The sequence below is a fragment of the Massilia sp. BKSP1R2A-1 genome (genome assembly GCF_050586525.1).
Taxonomy (GTDB): Bacteria; Pseudomonadota; Gammaproteobacteria; order Burkholderiales; family Burkholderiaceae_D; genus Telluria.
The window spans coordinates 163,666-178,909 of sequence record NZ_JBOBRE010000010.1 but is presented as its reverse complement, the minus strand read 5'-3'; the positions used below and the strand labels follow the sequence as shown (position 1 = coordinate 178,909).

Sequence of the window (15,244 nt, the reverse complement as noted above, 5' to 3'; positions counted from 1 at the left end):
TTTGTTTCCCGTTGATAATACTCTATCAATACCCGATAATCGCTGTCTTTTCCGATTCGTGTGCACTCCTTCATGCTGAAAACCCTGAGCTCGACCGTCCTGCTGGCACTGTGCGTATCCCCTGGCTGGGCGCAGACCACCCCTCCCGCGGCGGACCAGCCGGCCGAGCCGCCCAAGAGCGGCAGCCGCGAAGTCCAGGGGCGCGCGGAGGAAAACGCGATGCGCCAGGCCGAGGATGCCTTCGGCACCAGCGTCGGGCGCGAGACCATCGGCCTGTACAACTCCTCGAGCGTGCGCGGCTTCTCGCCGATCGCCGCCGGCAATGCGCGCATCGAAGGCCTGTACTTCGACCAGGTCTGGGGCTTGAGCTCGCGCATCCGGCGCTCCACCAATATCCGGGTCGGCATCTCGGCCCAGGGCTATCCCTTCCCGGCGCCTACCGGCATCGTCGACTACAGCTTCCGCAAACCGGGCGACGCGGCGCGCCTGGCGCTGGTGACGGGCGGCGACAGCTACGGCGCGGCTTACGCCGAGCTGGATGGCGAAGCGCCGCTGTCGCGTGGCCTGAGCCTGGGCTATGGCGGCGCGCTCGGGACCAACGAATATGCGAACGGGACCGATTCGCGCTACCGCAACGCGGCGCTCAGCCTGCGCTGGCGGCCGGTCGCGGCGCTGGAACTGGTCCCGTTCTGGCACCGCTCCGAGACCTACGACGACGAGAAGGCGCCGAGCTACCTGCCGCGCGGCAGCGCGCTGCCGCCGCGCATCGAGCGGCGCCGCTTCAACGGGCCGGAATGGGCCGACTACCGCACCACCGCGATGAACGGCGGCCTGCTCGCCACGCTGGGTGCGGGGCAGGGCTGGATGGTACGCGGCGGGATCTTCCGCTCGACCTATGCGGACCACCGCGCCTTCACCCACCTGCTGACCGACGTGACGCCGGACCGCACCGGCAACCGGCGCCTGATCGTCGATCCGCCGGCGGAAAACAGTTCCACCAGCGGCGAGCTGCGCGCCACCCGCACCATGGCCGAAGGCCCGCGCCTGCACAACGTCCACCTCAGCGTGCGTGCGCGCGACCGCCAGCGCCGCTATGACGGCTCGCAATCCTTCGACCTCGGACGCACCCCGATCGACGCGCGCTACGATGCGCCGCAGCCGCACTTCGCCTTCGGCGAGCAGACCCGCGACCGCACGCGCCAGTGGACCGGCGGCGTGGCCTACGACGGGCGCTGGAGGAATGTCGGCGAGATCGGCTTCAGCCTGCAGAAGACCGACTACCGCAAGCGCCTGCAGAAGCCCGGCCTGCCGCTCGCCACCGCCGAGGGCAAGCCCTGGCTGTACAACGCGACGGCGGCCGCCCATCTGGGCCGGGACCTGGTCGCCTTCGGCAGCTTTACGCGGGGACTGGAAGAGAGCGGTGTCGCGCCCAGCAATGCGCTGAACCGCAACGAGCTGCTGCCGGCGATCCGCACCACCCAGGGCGACCTCGGCCTGCGCTACGCCTTGTGGCCCGACATGAAGCTGGTGGCCACCGTCTTCGACCTGCGCAAGCCTTACTTCAACTTCGACGCGGGCAACCGTTATGCCCAGCTGGGCGACGTGCAGAACCGGGGCCTGGAAGTGTCGCTGGCCGGGCGTCTTGGACCGCGCCTGAACATGGTGGCGGGCGCCGTGCTGTCGCGGCCGCGCGCGACCGGCGAGGGCGTGCGCCTGGGCCGGGTGGGCGAGCGCCCGGTCGGCATGAGCCGGCGCAGCGCCGAACTCAATCTCGACTGGCGCACGCCCTGGCTGGACGGGCTGTCGCTGGACATGACGGCCTCGCATTCGGGCGCCATCACGGCGACCGTCGACAACCGGGTCGCGCTGCCGGCGCGCACCCTGGTTTCGCTCGCGGGCCGCTACCGCTTTACCTTGCTCGAGCGACCCGCATCGCTGCGGGTCGCGGTCAGCAACCTGTTCGACACCTACGGCCTGGAACTGCGCGGGGCGGGGGCCTACGACGTCATCAACGGCCGGATCGCCTCGACCTATCTGTCGGTCGATCTGTAGGGTCTGACGCTGATACCGTTGCACGAAATTTCCTGTAGCGTGGGCGGTCCTCCGCCCACGCGTTCAACTCACGGATACAAGGACGTGACGCCCCTGGTAGTTGAACGCGTGGGCAAAGGATTGCCCACCCTACCAAAGCTACGAATGCGTCAGTCACGTAGTCCCTGACGTCCGGCCATCGGGATCAGGCTGCGAAGCCGCCGTCGATCAGCAGGTCGGCCCCGGTGACGAAGGCGGCCTCCTCGCTCGCGAGGTAGGCGACCATGCCGGCGATTTCCTCGGGGCGGCCGTGGCGCGGCAGGGCCATCAGGCCGTGCAGGCCGGCGGCGAAGTCGCTGTCGGCGGGGTTCATGTCGGTGTCGACCGGACCGGGATTGACGTTGTTGACCGTGATGCCGCGTCCGCCCAGGTCGCGCGCCAGCCCTTTGGCCAGGCCGGTCAGGGCCGATTTGCTCATCGCGTAGACGGCGCCGCCGGCGAAAGGCATGCGCCCGGCATTCGTGCTGCCGATGTTGATGATGCGCCCACCGTCGCGCATATGGACCGCCGCCGCTTGCGCCGCGACGAACACGGCGCGGACGTTGACGGCGACGGTCCGGTCGAAGTCTTCCAGGGTAAAGCTGTCGACCGGATTCAGGACCAGCACGCCCGCGCTGTTGACCAGGATGTCGAGGCGGCCGAAACGCTCTGCCGTGCCGTCGATCGCGCGCCGCAAGGCCGTGGCGTCCGAGGCGTCCGCATGGACGGCATGCGCCTTGCCGCCTTGTGCTTCGATGTCGGCGGCGAGGGCCTGGGCGGCGGCGGCCGAGCTTGCGTAGCCGATGACGACGGTCGCGCCTTCCTGTGCAAGGCGGCGCGCAGTCGCGGCGCCGATGCCGCGCGAACCGCCGTTGACGAAGGCGACTTTTCCATTGAGGCTGGTGTTCATGGTGCTTCCTTTCAGAGTGGAGGAGGGGTGAAGGCAGTATCCCTCCGCGCACTTGGTCGCACTAGTCACAGATAAGTGCCATCAGTTTCAACCAGTGGTATAAACTGGGTTGGACATCCTCCACGTGAACATGCACACCGACCTCGCCATCCACCTCGACGCCTTCGTGGCCGCCGCCGACGGCGCCAGCTTCTCCGCCGCCGCCAGGCGCCTTGGCCTGACCCCCGCCGCGGTCAGCAAGAGCGTGGCGCGGCTCGAGGCGGGCCTGGGCGTGCGCCTGTTCCAGCGCAGCACCCGCAGCCTGAGCCTGACGGAGGAAGGCGAGCGCCTCTACAGGCAGGTTCGCCTGCCCTGGGCGGAGATCGGCGATGCGCTGGCGGAGTCGCGCGGGGGCGCGGGCAAGCCGGCCGGCGCGCTCAAGATCTCCCTGGCGCCGACGGTCGGCCGCAACTACATCGTGCCGCTGCTGGACGACTTCCTGCGGCGCTACCCGGACATCCAGCCCGACCTGCGCTTCGATAACCGCCAGGTCGACCTGGTGCGCGAAGGTTTCGATGTCGCCGTCGGCGGCGGCATGGAACTGACCGAAGGACTGGTCGCAAGGGAGCTGGCGCGGGTGCGGATCGTGCCGGTCGCCGCGCCGGGCTACCTGGCCCGCCATCCGGCCCCTGCCGAACCGGCGCAGCTGGCCCAGCATGCCGGCCTGCTGCGCCGGCACATCATGTCGGGCCGCCTGACGCCCTGGGTGCTCGGGAACGGCGCAGGGGACGAAGTGGTCGCCACCGTGCGCCCGGTGGCCGTGTTCGACGACCCGGAAGCGCTGGCCCACGCGGCCGCCTGCGGGCTCGGCGTCGCCATGCTGCCGATGCCGCATGCGCTGCCGCTGCTGGAGTCGGGAGCGCTGGTGCGCCTGCTGCCAGGCTGGTACGCGGCGGCGAAGCCGCTGTGCATCTACTACGCCAGCCGCAAGCTCCTGCCGGCGAAGGTCCGCGTGTTCGTGGACCACGTCGTCGCCGAGGCCGAAGCGCGCGGGTATGCCCGCCGCTTCCAGGAGGCGTAGCCGCGGCGGATCAGGGAATCTTGATCCGGATCGGCATCGGGACCGGCGCGCGGCGGTCCGGCATCGGCGCCCGGTCGGGCGGCGTGAGGCCGGTGACCAGGTCGGCGATGCGCACCGTCTGGCCGGTCTCGAAACATTTGTTGGCCGCAATGCCGACCAGGGCCGACCAGGCGCCGGCGCGCTCGTCCGAAGCGCGCTTGTACTTGTCGCCCGGATCCACGCCGAAGATCTCGTTCAGCATCACGTCGTCGCCGCCGCCATGGCTGCCCTTGCCGATGATCGGTTCGATGTCGCGCGGCTGGCCGCGCATCGGGATCACGCGGATCGACACGCTTTCGCTGCCGCTTTGCACCTTGGCCGCGCCGGCCGCGCCGCCGGATTCGACGATGCGGTGCTCGATGCGGCCCTTGGTGCCGTTGAAGGCGATGTGGTAGCCCTCCCACGCGTCATAGGCCGACAGCGCGTAGTTCAGGTGGGCGCCGTTGTCGTAGCGGACCATCACGTTCATGGTGTCCTCGATGTCGATGCCCGGGCGCCACACGCACCCGTCGCGGAAGTAGCCGTCGTATTGTTCGTTCTCGAGGTAGAGGGCTTTCAGGCCGGGGTCGGCGGCCAGGTCGAAATAGAAGCTGCACTTCTGCTTTTCCGGGCAGGTCAGGCAGCGCACGTGCGGGCCCGACAGACCCATGCGGCGCGCGGTTTCCGGCGTGTAGAACTGGCGCGAACCGAAGGCGTGCACGGTTTCCGGCTGGGCGCCGAGCCACCAGTTGACCAGGTCGAAGTGGTGGGTCGACTTATGTACCATCAGGCCGCCCGAGTTGGCCTTGTTCGCGTGCCAGCGGCGGAAGTAGTCGGCCCCGTGCACGGTATTGAGCAGCCAGGTGAAATCGACCGAGATGACGTCGCCGATCTCGCCCGACATCAGGAGCTCCTTGATCTGGGTGCGCGGCGGCGAGTAGCGGTAGTTGAAGGTGACGCGGACCTGTCGGCCGCTGCGCTTGACGGCATCGATGATGCGCTGCGCCTTCTCGGCGGTGGTGGTCATCGGCTTCTCGGTGATCACGTCGCAGCCGGCATCGAGCGCGCGCACGATGTAGTCGTCGTGGCTGGCGTCGGTGGTGGTCACGATCACGAACTGCGGCTTCGTTTCGCGCAGCATGCGGTCGAAGTCCGCCGCGGCGTAGGCGCGTGGCTGACTGGCGCCAGTGTCGGCAATCGTCTTCACGGCGCGCGCCAGGCGTCCCGCATTGCGGTCGCACACCCCGACGATCTCGGAGGTGTCGCGGAACTTGCCCGTCATCGCATTGGTGAACATGCGCGCACGCGAACCCACGCCGACGACCGCATAGCGCTTGCGCGGCGCGGCCGCCCAGGCGCCGCTCGCCGCCAGGAGGCCGGCCGCGCCGGCCGTCTTCAGTACCGTACGTCGATCGATTCCCCCAACGTTCTTTTCACTCATGTCCGTCTCCAAACTTGTTGTAATGGGCCGAACCCGAGAGTCCGGTCAGCCTATGTTGGCGTGAACCTGGAAAATTGGCAAGACCAATTATGGATTGGCTGGACTGCCGCAAACACCGCTCCGCGCTCGCGCATGCCAGCCGAGGGGACGTTTGCGATGACGCGCCTGCAGGGCGCCACACCGGCTCAGCGAAGTCGAATCTCGGGGTGCAATCGTTTGCGTGATGTATCGAAGGAACATTTCAACATTTTTTTTCAAAAAGTGGACAGACCAGTTTATGATGTGGTCATATCAATTCTTCAGATGCCTTCGTAGAAAGGTCGGGAGTTGAGGTCGAGGTCGGCGGCAGTGGCCTGACCAGATAGAGGTGTGGTCATATCAATTCTTACAAAAATATCAAGGAGACTGAATGAAGCCGTACTTTGTACCCACCCCACGCCGCGCCACGCTCGCCACCGCGGTCAGCCTTGCGCTGTTCCAGCTGGCAGGGCAGGCGCAAGCCCAGACTTCCGAGCCGCCCGCCGACACCCCCGTCGCACAGGCGGTGGTCGTGACCGGTTCGCTGATCCGCCGCGTCGCCGACGAAGGCACCAACCCGGTCGTCACCGTCAAGGCGCAGGAACTCGAAGCGCGCGGTCACACCGAGCTGAAGGACTTCGTGCTCGAGCAGCCGCAGTCGCTCTCGCTCGGCACCAACTCCGGCGCGGCCGGTCCCGTCACCAACCTGCGCGGCCTCGGCCCGATGCGCACCCTGTCCCTGCTGAACGGCCGCCGGCTGGCGAACGAGCCGCTGCAGGACCAGTACATCTCGGTCAACGTGATCCCGCGGATGGCGCTCGACCGCGTCGAGACCCTCAATGGCGGCGGCGCCTCGATCTACGGCGCGGACGCCATCGGCGGCGTGCAGAACTACTGGACCAAGCGCGGCTACCAGGGCGCGTCGATCAAGGCCGAGTACGCGCGCCCCGAGATGAGCGGCGGCGGCGCCACCAGGAGCATCGGCGCCATCGCCGGCTGGGGCAACCTGGGCCAGGACGGCTTCAATGCCTACATCGCCGTCGACCACCAGAAGAAGGATGCGCTGTTCCAGGGCGACCGCCCGGACCAGCACGACCCGGCCGTGCTGCGCACGCTCGGCCTGGGCATCACTCCTGACGGCCGCAATCCGAACCCGCTGGCCAACTTCGGCTTCGCGCGCAATGCGAACTCGAACTACAACCCGGCCTTCGCCACCGGCTGCTCCTCGCCCTGGTCGCTGCCGACCCTCGGCAACCTGAGCACCGCCGCGACGCCGACCTATGCGCCGGGATGCATCCGCAATCCGCTGTACTGGACCGCCGTCACCGACGGCAGCGAGATCACCACCGTCAGCGCGCGCGCCAGCTGGAACCTGGCCGGCGGCCACAAGATCGACCTCGACCTGCTGCACTCCGAATTCACCGTGCAGAAGTACCGCGGCATGCAGGTGGCGGGCTCGAACCAGCCCTTCACCACCTATTCGATGTCGCCGACCAACCGATTCTACCCAGGCAACGGCATCACGCCGCTGCCGCAGGTCGTGGGCAGCAACACCGGCGCCAACACCCCGGCCATGTACATCGACGGTTCCAGGACCCCGGGCGCGGTCAGCAACCTCAACATGAACAACCGGACCATCTACTTCCAGTGGGGACCGGGCGAACTGGGACCGGCCTACCGCAACGACGAGCAGGGCAACGACCGCATCGTGCTGTCGGCCGAGGGCGAAGTCATGGGATGGGACTACCGCGCAGGCCTGAATTACGGCCGCTCCAAGCGCGACACCCGCGTGGGCGAAGGCTACATCCTGTACTCGAAGGCCCAGGAAGGCTTCGACAAGGGCATCCTGAACCCCTTCGGCCCGCAGGACGCCGCCGGCGCCGAATACCTGCGCAGCATCCAGGCCGAGGACTACACCTACCGCCTGAACAAGGCCTTCAACAAGAGCGTCGACCTGACCGTCACGAAGCCGGTGTGGGAACTGGGCGGCGGCGACCTGATCCTGGCGCTCTCCGGCGAACTGCGCGAAGACTCGGCGCGCACCTTCAACGCGCCGCTCGACTATGTGCTCAAGAACGCGAACGGAAGCTACAACATCGACGCCTCCGGCAACGTGCGCCAGACCGACCTGGTGGGCGAAGTGCCGCAGGGCGTGGCCAAGAAGCTCAAGCGCAAGATCTCTTCGCTGGTGCTGGAGGCCGACGCCCCGATCACCCAGACCTTCACCGTCAACGGCTCGGTGCGCGCCGACCACTACGACGACCTGAAGCAGACCACCGTGAACCCGGCGCTGGCGACGCGCTGGACCCCGAGCGACAAGCTCTTGGTGCGCGCTTCGGTCTCGAGCGGCTTCCGTGCGCCGTCGATCATGGACATCCAGAACCCGACGCCGGAAGTGCGCACCCAGGTGATGGACGACCCGGTGCTGTGCCGCAGCTCGCAGCCGCTGGTGGCCGGCACCGGCACGCCGTCGCCAGGCTATACGGCCGACCAGGTCTGCAACGTGCAGACCACCTACTGGACCAAGTCGCCGAACAACAGCTTCCTGAAGCCGGAAAAGTCGCGCGGCTTCAATATCGGCTTCGGCCTGGAGCCGGTCAAGGACCTGTCGATCACCGTCGACTACTGGGGCCTCAAGCTGAAGGACGTGCTGGGCGCGGTGTCGATCGCCGAGATCCAGCAGAACCCGGGCAAGTACGAGACCTTCATCAACCGCAAGGCCGACGGCACCATCGACTACATCGTGGCCAGCCAGGCCAACCGCGGCCAGACCCGCATCCGCGGCGCGGACATCTCGACCACCTACCGCTTCCCGAAAACCAGCTTCGGCACCTTCGACGCCAAGCTCGATGCGACCTGGTACCACAAGTACGAGTTCCAGAGCGAGCGCGGCGGCCCGTGGCTGAGCAACGTCGGCATCATCACCAACGACGGCCGCTTCGGCAGCGCGGGCCCGAACGCCGGTCTGGCCGGCATGCCGCAGGTGAATCCGCGCTGGAAGTACACCGCGGCCGTCACCTGGGGCTACGGCGACTGGAAGACCACGCTGTCGCAGCGCTTCAATACGGGCCTCACCGACCTGACGCCGCGCGCCGGCTCGACCCTGACGGAAGTCGACAAGTACAGCCAGTTCAACCTGAACGTGCGCTACACGGGCATCAAGAACACCACCGTGCAGCTCGGCGTCAACAACATCACGGAAGAGTGGCCGCCGATCACGGCCAACACCATCTACAGCGGCGGCTATCTCACCAGCCTCGCCGACATGATGGGCCGTGTCTACCGCGTCTCGGTGGAGTACAAGTTCTAAGCGGGTATCCTGCCGTCTCCTGAAGGGCGGCGCAGCGCGCCGCCCGTTGCCGGGTCCCCGTCCGCGGTCTGCCAGGCGACGACGCTGTCGACCATGACGATGCCCCCGACACGCGCGCGGCCGAAGGCCCGCACCAGGGCGCCAGGACCGTCGGCCGGTGGCGCGAAACCTCCCTGCGCGACTTTGCCGTGCGATGGGGCAGGGCGCGCGAGCAGGCGCCGTCATCGCCGATCACAGAGGCAGCGCCGTCTCGTACTTCACCTCCCTGAGCGCCACGCTGGTATTGAGCTGCGACACCCCCGGCAGCTTGAGCAGCACGTTGTGCAGCAGGTCGTGGTAAGCGTCCATATCCTTCACCATCACCTTGACGATGTAGTCCGAGGTGCCCGTCACCTCGTAGCATTCCATCACCTCCGAACACGCCTTCATCTGCGCCTCGAAGGTGTCGACCACGCCCGCTTCGTGCCGGGTCAGGGACACGTGCAGCACGCACACTAGTCCCAGCTCGAGCTTGCGGCGGTCGAGCAGGGCGGCGTAGCGGCGGATGAAACCGTTCTCCTCCAGTTCCTTCTGGCGCCGCCAGCAGGGGGAGGCCGACATGCCGACCCGCTCGGCCAGTTCGTTGACGGACAGGCGCGCGTCCTGCTGCAGTTCGCGCAGGATGCGTACGGACGCCGGATCGAGGTTGGATTTATCCATATCGTGCTCAATATCGAAATAATTTACCTATTCTGACGTAAAACCCGACAAGTTAGAAATGCTATTTCATAGCAGAAGACTATCATCTACCACAATAGACAAGCCCTGCAGGGCTGCACAGTGGAGACGAATAGATGGGATCGATGCACGAGGAAGTGGGTAGCATGGGACAAGGCACGGGAGCGACGCTCGCCGACCCCGGCTACCAGCTGGACGACAACCTGAAGCGTGAGCAGGGCAGGGTCTTCCTGACCGGCACGCAGGCCCTGATCCGGCTGACGGTGATGCAAAAGGCCCTCGACGAACGCGCGGGCCTGAACACCGCCGGCTTCATCTCGGGCTACCGCGGCTCGCCCTTGGGCGCGGTCGACCAGGAAGTCTGGCGCGCCTCGAAGATCCTCAAGGCGAACGCCATCGAATTCCTCCCCGCGATCAACGAGGAACTGGGCGCGACCGCCGTGTTGGGCACCCAGCAGGTCGGCGGCGACCCGAACCGCACGGTCGACGGCGTGTTCGCCATGTGGTACGGCAAGGGCCCGGGCGTGGACCGCGCCGGCGACGCCCTCAAGCACGGCAACGCCTACGGCGCCTCGCCCCTGGGCGGTGTGCTGGTCGTGGCCGGCGACGACCACGGCTGCGTGTCCTCGTCGATGCCGCACCAGAGCGACCACGCCTTCATGGCCTGGGGCATGCCCGTCATTAACCCCGCCAACATCGAGGAATACCTGGAGTTCGGCCTCTATGGCTGGGCCCTGTCGCGCTTCTCGGGCGCCTGGGTCGGCTTCAAGGCGATCTCCGAAACCGTCGAGGGCGGCGCCGTCGTCGAGCTGCCCGAACCTCCCGTCTTCAAGGCGCCCGAGAACTTCGCGGCCCCGGCCGACGGCCTGCACTACCGCTGGCCCGACCTGCCCAGCCTCGCGATCGAACAGCGCGTGGCCGACAAGCTGGAGGCCGTGCACGCCTTCGCGGCCGCGAACTCGATCGACCGCCTGGTGGTCGCGGCGCCTGGCGCGAAGCTCGGCATCATCGCGGCCGGCAAGGCTTACCTCGACCTGCTCGAGGCACTCGACCGTCTCGGCCTGAAGCTCGACAGGCTGGAGGAAATCGGCCTGCGCCTGTACAAGCCCGGCCTGACCTTCCCGCTCGAGCGTACGCGCCTGCACGCTTTTACGGAAGGCCTGCAGGAAGTGCTGGTGGTGGAAGAGAAGGGCGACGTCATCGAAGGCCAGCTGAAAAGCCTGCTCTACAACCTGCCGCCAGACCGACGTCCGCAAGTGCTCGGCAAGACCGATGTGGCAGGCGCCCCGCTGCTGTCGCACCTGGGCGAGCTGCGTCCCTCGCGCATCGCCCCGGCGCTGGTGCGCTGGCTGGCGCCGAAGCTGCCCGGCATGCAGCTCGAGCAGTACCTGCCGCAGTTCTGCCGCGCCGAGGTCCTGTCCAACGGCGCCGATTCAGTAAAACGTACGCCTTACTTCTGCTCCGGCTGCCCGCACAATACCTCGACCAAGGTCCCCGAAGGCAGCCGCGCGCTGGCCGGCATCGGCTGCCACTTCATGGCGAGCTGGATGCAGCGCGACACGTTCACTCTCACGCAGATGGGCGGCGAAGGCGTGCCCTGGGTCGCGGCCTCGCGCTTCACGCGCGAGAATCACGTGTTCCAGAACCTGGGCGACGGCACCTACTACCACTCGGGCTACCTGGCGATCCGCCAGGCCATCGCGGCGCGCACCAACATCACCTACAAGATCCTGTACAACGACGCGGTCGCCATGACGGGCGGCCAGCCGGTCGACGGCACCCTCACCGTGCCGCAAATCCTGCAGCAGGTGCTGAGCGAAGGCGCGGTCGAGGCGGTGGTCGTCAGCGACGAGCCGGAAAAGTACGCGGGCATCCAGCTGCCGTCCGGCGTCACCGTACACCACCGCAACGAACTCGATGCCATCCAGCGTCGCCTGCGCGAGGTCACGGGCGTGACCGTGCTGGTCTACGACCAGACCTGCGCCGCCGAGAAGCGCCGCCGCCGCAAGAAGAACAAGCCGGACAAGGTGGTCTTCCCGGACCCGGCGCGCCGCATGGTGATCAACCCGGCGGTCTGCGAAGGCTGCGGCGACTGCGGCGTGCAGTCGAACTGCCTGTCCATCCTGCCGCTGGAAACCCCGCTGGGCCGCAAGCGCCAGATCGAACAGTCGTCCTGCAACAAGGACTACTCCTGCGTGGAGGGCTTCTGCCCGAGCTTCGTCTCCGTCATCGGCGGCGCGCTGAAGAAGCCGGCGGCAGCCACCCTGTCGCTCGGCCAGCTGGAGGACATGCTGGCCGCCTACCCGCTGCCGCAGCCGTATGGCTTCGACAAGCCCTTCGAGATGCTGGTGGCCGGCGTCGGCGGCACCGGCGTGGTCACGGTGGGCGCGCTGATCACGATGGCGGCCCACCTGGAAGGCAAGGGCGCCTCCACCCTCGACTTCATGGGCTTCGCCCAGAAGGGCGGGGCGGTGATGTCGCACGTGCGCGTGGCGCCATCGCCCAAGGCATTGCATCAGGTGCGCATCGACCTGCAGCAGGCCGACGCCCTGCTGGCCTGCGACCTGGTGGTGGCTGCCATGCCGGACGCGCTGGCCGTCATGCGCCGCGGCCATACCCGCGTGGTCGCCAACGAGAACGAGACCCCGACCGCCGAGTTCACGCGCGATCCGGACGCCGACATCCGCAAGGACGATCTGCTCGCCAAGATCCAGGACGCCGGCGGCGACCTGCTCTGCCTGAACGCCCAGGAAGTGGCGGCCAGCGTGCTGGGCGACCCGATCGGCGCCAACATCCTCATGATGGGCGCTGCCTGGCAGCTGGGACTGGTGCCGGTGGGCCTGCCGGCGTTGATGCGCGCGATCGAGTTAAATAACGTCGCCGTCGAGATGAACAAGAAGGCCTTCCTGCTGGGGCGCCTGGTGGCGGCCGACGGCAAGGCGATCGCGCGCCTGGCCCAGCCGGCCAGGGTGATCCAGTTCACGCCGCCGGCTTCCCTGGCAGACATCGTCGCTTTCCGCGCCGACTGGCTGACGAAGTACCAGGACGCCCGCTACGCCCAGCAGTACCGCGCGGCCGTCGCGCGGGTCGAAGCGCGCGAGGTCGCGATCGAAGGGCCGGATTCGAAGAAGGCGGTCAGCAAGGCCGTGGCCCGCTCGCTGTTCAAGGTCATGGCCTACAAGGACGAGTACGAGGTGGCGCGCCTGCACCTGGACACCGGCTTCCTGGAGGGACTGGAAAAGCAGTTCGAGGGCGGCTTCCGCGTCGAGTACCACCTGGCGCCGCCGCTGCTGGCCCGGCGTAAGCCCGGCAGCGACCTGCCCGCCAAGATGCGCTTCGGCTCCTGGATGCAGACGGCCTTCCGCGTGCTCAAGCCGATGAAAGTCCTGCGCGGCACGGCCTTCGATCCCTTCGGCTATACCCACGAACGGCGCGCGGAGCGCCGCCTGCGCGACGACTATCTGGCCCTGGCGGACATGCTGGCAAGCGGGCTGACCCTGGAAAACCGGGCCGCGGCCCTGAAGTTGGCCCAGGTCGCGGAGACCATCCGCGGCTACGGCCACGTAAAGGCGGCGAACATGGCGCGGGCGCAGGAAGAGAGTGCGCGCCTGCTGCAAGCCTTCCGCCAGCCGCCTGGCGCGACCTCGGTGGTGCAGCTGCACCGGCAGGCACAACGCTGAGGTCTCCGTACCACGCAGTTTCCTTGCTCAACGACAATATGCTGCAGTGCAGCGTATAATATGCTGTATCGAATCGCCGGCCTGCGCCGGCGATTGTCATTTCCGGCGCCGATCTTTCATTTTCATCATTGCCGAACAGCGGACACGACCATGGGCCACGACATCAAGACTTTCAGGGAAGCCGCCGCGCTCATGCTGCGCGTGTGGCGCGAATCGCGTGCATTCTTTCTCAGCATCGAGCTGTGGCTGATGGTGCTGGTCGCCGGCGCCACCGTGGGCGGCGCCTGGCTGGCGGTGATGGGGAGCGGCTGGAGCCTGCCGGTCTTCGGCTTCGCGATCGGCTACGTGGCCACGCGCACGGCGCTGCACATGAAGCGCATCCTGGCCTGGCCTTTCATCTAGGGTCCGTAGGGTGCGGCCAAAAAGGCCTTGAGTTCGGCCTGGAAGCGCTGCGGCTGGTCCCACATGATGAAGTGGGCGCTGTCCGGGATGCGCTTCAGGGTCAGCTGCTTCACCGGCGCGTAGGCGCTTTTATAGACGTTGTCGAACTGCTCGGCCGGAATCGGCACGGTCTTCGGCTGCACGTAGAGCACCGTGACCGGCTTGCTGATCTTCGCCAGTTCCGGAATCAGGTTGGTCACCAGCAGTTCGCGGAAGGCGCGCGTGCTCACGCCGGCATCGCTCTTCACGGAATCGTCGATGGCGCCGGCGCGCATCGCTTCGGTGTCGACCATGCCGGCGATGGTGGCGTTGGCGTTCTTGCGGCGCACCTCCGGGCTCGCGGCCAGGTTGCCGGCCGCAATCGCGTCGGCCACCGCGGCCACCTTCTCGGGACCCGCGCCGGGGCCGGCGAAGAAGGTGCCGAGATAGGGATACATGTCGACCACCATCAGCCTGGACAGCGCATCCGGGTGGCGCGCGGCCAGCATCATGCCCATGGTGCCGCCCATCGAGTGGCCGATCACGGCCGGCTGCTTCAAACCCGTTTCCCTGATGTAGCGCGCGATCTCCTCGGCCACCGGGGCAACCACATCGCCTTCCCTGTTGCCGCCCACCGGCTGGCCGGCGAATCCCGACAGCTGCACCAGGTGGTAGCGGTAGCCGGGCACCGCAGCCACGGTCGTGGCCCAGGCCCGCGGCGAGGAATTCAGGCCGGGGATCAGGACCACGTCGGGACCGGAGCCCTGGGTGGTGACGGTGATGCGCTGCGATTCGAAAGGCGCCGCCAGGGCATGCGCCAGCGGCAGGAAGGCGATGAGGGCGGCGGCCGCGCCGAGCATGGAGCGGCGCGGTAAGGAAGTTTGGCGCATGCGAGGATCCCCTTGGTTGTCGTGCCGGCTATCATAGCAGCGCCCGGCCGTGGCGGCCGGGGCAGGGGAAGCGATTATCCCGCTCGCATGATCAGCCGTACTTGACCGAGCAGCCGTAGGGCTTGGTCACCGCCTGGGCCAGGGGCTTGCCGGCCAGCGAATCGTCGATGGCCTGGACCACGTAGTTGGTGGCGGTCTTGATGTCGGCCGGGTTGGCGGTCGGCTTGCTGTCGATGGCGCCGGCGTAGACCAGCTTGCCGTTCGGGTCGATCAGGTACATGTGCGGGGTGGTACGGGCGCCGTAGGCCCGGCCGATCGCGCCGCCCGTGTCCATCACGGTGACGGTGGGCGCGGCGCCCTTGGCCTTCAGCCAGTCGTTCACGGCGGCCGCCTTGGCATTGCGGTCGCCGCTGTCCGCGCTGGTGCTCACGGCCACCCACACGACGCCCTTGCCGGCCGCGTACTTCTGCGTGCCCGGCATATTGCCGCCGTCGTAGTGCTTCTTCACGAAGGGGCACTCCGGATTGATCCACTCCATCACCACGTACTTGCCCTTGAACTGGCTGAGCGAAACCGGCTTGCCGGCGCTATCGGTGCCGGAGAAGGCCGGCGCCTGCTGGCCGACGACCGCTTCGGCGTGGACGGCGCCGGCCAGCAGCATGCCGGCGGCGATCAGGGAGCTCGGAATGGTGCGCTTCATGGATTCCTCC

The 15,244-nt window shown here is 67.5% G+C and carries 10 protein-coding genes; 5 read left to right on the top strand and 5 right to left on the bottom strand.

Annotated elements, in window-relative coordinates; translation table 11 throughout:
• The first annotated feature begins 72 nt into the window (after positions 1–72).
• Positions 73–2,052, top strand: coding sequence for a hypothetical protein (locus tag ACQ7JA_RS16690; protein ID WP_430899708.1), 1,980 nt, complete (start codon positions 73–75; stop codon positions 2,050–2,052).
• A gap of 184 nt (positions 2,053–2,236) precedes the next feature.
• Here ACQ7JA_RS16690 and ACQ7JA_RS16685 read toward each other — a convergent pair whose 3' ends face one another.
• Positions 2,237–2,980, bottom strand: a complete 744-nt coding sequence (locus ACQ7JA_RS16685; protein WP_430899706.1) for an SDR family oxidoreductase — start codon at positions 2,978–2,980, stop codon at positions 2,237–2,239.
• A gap of 130 nt (positions 2,981–3,110) precedes the next feature.
• Here ACQ7JA_RS16685 and ACQ7JA_RS16680 point away from each other — a divergent pair, with 130 nt between their 5' ends.
• A complete protein-coding gene (locus ACQ7JA_RS16680) occupies positions 3,111–4,040 on the top strand; it encodes a LysR substrate-binding domain-containing protein (protein WP_430899794.1) in 930 nt (309 codons plus the stop codon).
• 10 nt (positions 4,041–4,050) lie between these two features.
• Here the strand turns inward: ACQ7JA_RS16680 and ACQ7JA_RS16675 are convergent, their stop codons facing one another.
• Positions 4,051–5,499: a Gfo/Idh/MocA family protein gene (locus ACQ7JA_RS16675; protein WP_430899704.1), complete on the bottom strand. Its 1,449-nt coding sequence runs from the start codon at positions 5,497–5,499 to the stop codon at positions 4,051–4,053.
• A gap of 409 nt (positions 5,500–5,908) precedes the next feature.
• Here ACQ7JA_RS16675 and ACQ7JA_RS16670 point away from each other — a divergent pair, with 409 nt between their 5' ends.
• The gene (locus tag ACQ7JA_RS16670; protein ID WP_430899702.1) at positions 5,909–8,827 is read left to right on the top strand and encodes a TonB-dependent receptor domain-containing protein; all 2,919 of its coding nucleotides are present in this window, start codon (positions 5,909–5,911) and stop codon (positions 8,825–8,827) included.
• A 231-nt stretch (positions 8,828–9,058) separates the two neighbouring features.
• Here ACQ7JA_RS16670 and ACQ7JA_RS16665 read toward each other — a convergent pair whose 3' ends face one another.
• The gene (locus tag ACQ7JA_RS16665; protein ID WP_430899700.1) at positions 9,059–9,526 is read right to left on the bottom strand and encodes an Lrp/AsnC family transcriptional regulator; all 468 of its coding nucleotides are present in this window, start codon (positions 9,524–9,526) and stop codon (positions 9,059–9,061) included.
• Between the two features lie 143 nt (positions 9,527–9,669).
• Between ACQ7JA_RS16665 and ACQ7JA_RS16660 the strand changes: the two genes are divergently transcribed.
• Positions 9,670–13,224 carry an indolepyruvate ferredoxin oxidoreductase family protein gene (locus ACQ7JA_RS16660; RefSeq protein WP_430899792.1) on the top strand — a complete coding sequence of 1,185 codons (3,555 nt, stop codon included), beginning with the start codon at positions 9,670–9,672 and terminating at the stop codon, positions 13,222–13,224.
• A gap of 150 nt (positions 13,225–13,374) precedes the next feature.
• The gene (locus tag ACQ7JA_RS16655) at positions 13,375–13,626 is read left to right on the top strand and encodes a hypothetical protein (protein ID WP_430899698.1); all 252 of its coding nucleotides are present in this window, start codon (positions 13,375–13,377) and stop codon (positions 13,624–13,626) included.
• Here the strand turns inward: ACQ7JA_RS16655 and ACQ7JA_RS16650 are convergent.
• A complete protein-coding gene (locus ACQ7JA_RS16650) occupies positions 13,623–14,534 on the bottom strand; it encodes an alpha/beta fold hydrolase (RefSeq protein ID WP_430899696.1) in 912 nt (303 codons plus the stop codon). The genes ACQ7JA_RS16655 and ACQ7JA_RS16650 overlap by 4 nt on opposite strands.
• Before the next feature lie 91 nt (positions 14,535–14,625).
• Entirely contained in the window at positions 14,626–15,234 is a 609-nt protein-coding gene (locus ACQ7JA_RS16645) for a redoxin family protein (RefSeq protein ID WP_430899694.1), read from the bottom strand.
• Between the last annotated feature and the right edge of the window lie 10 nt (positions 15,235–15,244).